The 4,253-nt window shown below is 61.5% G+C and carries 5 protein-coding genes and 1 pseudogene; all 6 read left to right on the forward strand.

Annotated elements, in window-relative coordinates; translation table 11 throughout:
* Window positions 1–564, forward strand: a pseudogene (locus tag D6877_RS29775) (phage tail protein); the annotation flags it as partial.
* Window positions 561–1,796, forward strand: coding sequence for a DNA circularization N-terminal domain-containing protein (locus D6877_RS02520; RefSeq protein WP_130909730.1), 1,236 nt, complete (start codon window positions 561–563; stop codon window positions 1,794–1,796). The pseudogene D6877_RS29775 and the gene D6877_RS02520, both read left to right, overlap by 4 nt.
* A 4-nt stretch (window positions 1,797–1,800) precedes the next feature.
* Entirely contained in the window at window positions 1,801–2,844 is a 1,044-nt protein-coding gene (locus D6877_RS02525; RefSeq protein WP_130909731.1) for a phage baseplate assembly protein, read from the forward strand.
* Window positions 2,845–2,986: 142 nt separating this feature from the next.
* The gene (locus D6877_RS02530) at window positions 2,987–3,496 is read left to right on the forward strand and encodes a phage baseplate assembly protein (RefSeq protein ID WP_130909732.1); all 510 of its coding nucleotides are present in this window, start codon (window positions 2,987–2,989) and stop codon (window positions 3,494–3,496) included.
* Window positions 3,496–3,894 (forward strand): phage GP46 family protein, encoded by a 399-nt coding sequence (locus D6877_RS02535; protein ID WP_016771422.1) that lies wholly within the window; start codon window positions 3,496–3,498, stop codon window positions 3,892–3,894. Before D6877_RS02530 ends, D6877_RS02535 begins: the two co-directional genes overlap by 1 nt.
* On the forward strand, window positions 3,884–4,253 hold a 370-nt coding region (locus D6877_RS02540), incomplete at its 3' end, for a baseplate J/gp47 family protein (protein ID WP_178083619.1). The genes D6877_RS02535 and D6877_RS02540, both read left to right, overlap by 11 nt.

The raw sequence follows: 4,253 nt of genomic DNA on the forward strand, positions 1-4,253 counted from the left end.
CAGTATTGGCAGCCGATCGGTGAAGTCTTTTCGGCGCTCTGGGGCGTTGTGTTGGCGCTGTCCGCGCCGGTCGCGGACTTTCTCCACAGCCTGTTCGAATGGAAACCGCTGGATCAGATCATCGAGAGTTGGGGGCCGATCACCGAGTGGTTCGGCGAGTTGTGGCAAAAGCTGCAAACCGTCATCGCGCCGATCAAGGAGTTGTTCGACGGTGGCTTCGCCGGACTGATCGCCAAGGTTACCGGCAAGGTTGAAACTCTCACTGAAGCGCAACGCCAGACCAATGCCGAAGGCAAGGGTGAGCTGGCGCCGGCGTTCTTCGCTGCCAGCCCGGGACCTGCTGGCAACGGTACACTGCAAAGCGGTTCGTTGCCGCAAACCTCCAGCGCGCTGATCCAGCAAAGCGCCGCAAACAACCGTACGCAACTTGAAGGCGGCCTGACCGTGCGCTTCGAAAATGCACCGGCAGGCCTGCGCACCGAACAACCGCAAACCAATCAACCGGGCCTGGCCGTGTCTTCGCGCATCGGCTATCGCTCGCTGTCGATGGGAGGTTCCCAATGAACTGGCGTGACCGTTTATTGCCGGCATCCTTTCGCGGTGTCGGTTTCTGGATCGACCAGGCGAAAACCCCGGTCGGTCGCAAAGGGCAGTTGCATGAATACCCGCAACGCGACCTGCCGTTTTTCGAGGACCTCGGCCAGCAGGCCAAGACCCACGATCTGACGGCGCTCATCATCGGCCCTGATTGCCTTGAGCAGCGCGACAAGCTGCTCAAGGCGCTGGAGCAGGGCCGTGGCGAACTGGTGCATCCGTGGCTCGGACGCCTGCAAGTCAAGGTCGGCGAATGCGACATGACTCACACCCGCCAGGACGGTGGGTTGGTGACGTTCGCGTTGAAGTTCTATCCCGACCAACCCCTGCCGTTTCCGACCGCCACGGTCAGCACGCAGAAAGTGCTGCTGGCCAAAGCCGACACTCTGCTGGGTTCGGCGGTGGCGCGATTCGAACAGGCGATGACTTTGATCAAGGCTGCGCGGATCGGCATCACCAACCTGCGCAACAGCCTTACCGGGGTTTACGAGGTGATCAAAGAGCAACTGAAACCTTTGATCGAGCAGTACCGGCAGATCACTGAACTGGTCAAAGCCGTGAAGGAGCTGCCCAAGGAAGTGGCGGCGGAATTCAAGGGTTTGCTCGGCGATATCAAGGAGCTCAAAGCGTTCGCCAAGGAAGGCTACCGGGGCGTGATTGCCGATGTGTCGCAGCAACTCGAAGCGATTCGCAAGGCTGATGCGCCGAAGATCACCACTGGCAAGGACACCAATGCCGCAGCCCAAGCGATGGCTGATCTGGTGCAAGACACGGTGCTGGTCAAAGTCGCACAGTGGGTCGCGTCGATGCCGGTGGCGACCACGCCGGTGAAGCTGGCGTCGACACCGTCGGTGGCGCAACAGTCGACCTCGCCGGTCAGCCGTCAGGAAGTCCCGGTCAGCGATGACATGCAAGCGCTGCGCACGGCGGTGACTGCCGCCATCGACCCAATGCTCGCGAAAGCCGGGCCTGCGCACTACCAGGCAATCAACGATGTAAAGGAAGCGCTGGTGGCTCATCTCAAAGCGGTGGCGTCCTCCGGCGTGCGGCAAGTCAGCAAGTCGTTTCAGGAAAGCTTTCCGGCGGTAGTCGTGGCCTACAAACAATTTGGCGACGCTACGCGGGTCGATGAAGTGACTCAGCGCAACGGGATTACCCATCCCGGTTTCTCGCCCAACGACGTGAAAGTCTCGCGGGAGTGATGCCATGAACGAGATGGACAATCACGTCACGCTGACGGTCAACGACATGGAGTACGGCGGCTGGAAAAGCGTCGAGATCACCGCCGATCTGGAGCGTCAGTTCCGCACCTTCAAACTCGACATCACCTGGCAATGGCCAGGGCAGGCCGTGGACGAAAGGATCAAACCCGGCGACCCCTGCGAAGTGAAAATCGGCAAGGACCTGGTGCTCACCGGTTACGTGTTCAAAGCACCGATCCGCTATGACGGGCGGCAGATCAGCTTGAGCATCGAAGGCAGTTCGAAAACCCAGGATCTGGTCGATTGCGCCGCCCGCAACCTGCCCAGCCAATGGCAGCAACAACCCTTGCTGACTATCGTTCGCGATCTGGCGAGCGAATATGGGCTGTCAGTGGTCAACGAGATCAGCGAAACCACACGCCTGACCAAACACACCATCGTGCCGGGTGAAACGGCATTCCAGTCGATCGACCGATTGCTCTCGCTGCTGCGGGTGTTTTCCACCGACAACGAGCTGGGCCAGTTGGTGCTGGCCAAACCCGGTAGCGGTGGGCGCGCCAGCGATGCGCTGGAGCTGGGCAAGAACATCCTGTCGGCCAGTGCGCCAATGGATTTCAGCCAGGTGTTCTCCGAGTACCGGGTGATCGGCCAGCAAAAAGGCTCGGATGCGAAAAGCGGCGCGGCGGTCAGCGAAGTCGAGTCGACCGCGGCCGATCTGAGTTTCAAACGGCGGCGCACCACGGTGATCAATGAAGGCACGCAACTGACCTTTGAGTTGGCGCAGCAGCGTGCTCTATGGGAAAGCGCGACCCGCATGGGCCGCGCGCAGACCACCACCTATCAGGTGCAGGGCTGGCGGCAAAGCAATGGCGACTTGTGGCGCCACAACACATTGGTGAAGGTCAAGGATCCGGTGCTGGATTTCGATGGTGACATGCTGATCTCCAAGGTCACTTATTCGCTGTCGGCGCAGGGATCGGTGACCACGTTGCAAGTGGCCCCGCCGCATACCTTTGATCCTGATCCGACGCCCCCGAAAAAAACCTGAGCCTGACCCCGAACCCTGTGGGAGCGAGCCTGCTCGCGAAAGCGTCGCCAGCCTCAACATCACAGCGCCTGACCCGCCGCGTTCGCGAGCAGGCTCGCTCCCACACTGATTCCATTCGGGCGACTCTTTTCAAGGACATCCCATGAGCCTACTGACACGCCTGCTGGCGCGCGGCACTGTCGTGCTCGCCAATTCGGCTTCGAAACTGCAATCGCTGCAAATGCGCCTCACTGCCGGTGAAGTGAACGACGACCTCGAACACTTCGAACCCTACGGCTTCACCAGCCATCCGCTGGCCGGCGCCGAGGGGGTTGTCACCTTCATCGGCGGCGACCGTTCCCACGCCATCGCCCTGGTCATCGCCGACCGCCGCTATCGCCTGCAAGCACTCGCTGCCGGTGAAGTGGCGATCTACACCGACGAGGGCGACAAAATTCACTTCAAGCGCGGGCGGATCATCGACATCGAAACCGTCACGCTGAACATCCGCGCCAGTAGCGCAGTGAACTTCGACACGCCGGTGATCAACCAGACCGGCAAGATCGTTTCCACCGGTGATCAACTGGCCGGCGGCATCAGCCAGATCAAACACGTGCATGTTGGCGTGCAGGCCGGCAACGGTCAGACCGGCGCGCCGGCAGGAGGCCAGTGATGTTCATCAGCCAGAACCTCCACGCTGCACTGACCCGCGCCGTCCTGATCAGCCTGTTCACCTGGCGTCGCGCCGCCGATGACGACGCCCTCGATGACGAAGAACGCTTTGGCTGGTGGGGCGACAGTTTCCCCACGGTTGCCGACGATCGCATCGGCTCGCGGCTGTGGCTGCTGCGCCGGGTCAAGCTGACCCGGCAGACGCAAATGGACGCCGAGTTCTATGCCCGCGAAGCCCTGCAATGGCTGCTCGACGACGGCCACTGCAGCGCCATCGACATCATCAGCGAACGCCTCGACGCCCAGCGCCTGAACCTGCGCACGGTCCTGACCCTGGCCGACGGTGAACGTCTGGACATCAACCCCGATAACAGTTGGCAGGTGATCTATGCCGTTTGAAACCCCTTCGCTGCCGGTGCTGATCAAGCGCACCCAAAGCGACCTGGCCGGCGATTCGCTGCGCCAGTCCGATGCGCAAGTGCTCGCCCGCACCCTCGGCGGCGCCGCTTATGGCCTGTACGGTTATCTAGACTGGATTGCCCAACAGATCCTGCCCGACAAGGCCGATGAATCGACGCTGGAACGCATCGCCGCGCTGCGCCTGAATCAGCCGCGCAAAGCTGCGCAAGTGGCTACCGGCAGCGTCAGCTTTACTGCAACACCTGGCGCCGTGCTGGATGTTGACACGCTGCTGCAAGCGAACGATGGCCGCACTTACAAAGTCACCACCGCGCGCACCACGGTCAATGGCAGCAACA

The organism is Pseudomonas sp. Sample_9, assembly GCF_004307535.1.
Lineage (GTDB): Bacteria > Pseudomonadota > Gammaproteobacteria > Pseudomonadales > Pseudomonadaceae > Aquipseudomonas > Aquipseudomonas mercuritolerans.

Coding starts and splice junctions, on each gene's coding strand:
- D6877_RS02520 (WP_130909730.1), top strand. CDS start 561: ATGAACTGGCGTGACCGTTTATTGCCGGCATCCTTTCGCGGTGTCGGT.
- D6877_RS02525 (WP_130909731.1), top strand. CDS start 1,801: ATGAACGAGATGGACAATCACGTCACGCTGACGGTCAACGACATGGAG.
- D6877_RS02530 (WP_130909732.1), top strand. CDS start 2,987: ATGAGCCTACTGACACGCCTGCTGGCGCGCGGCACTGTCGTGCTCGCC.
- D6877_RS02535 (WP_016771422.1), top strand. CDS start 3,496: ATGTTCATCAGCCAGAACCTCCACGCTGCACTGACCCGCGCCGTCCTG.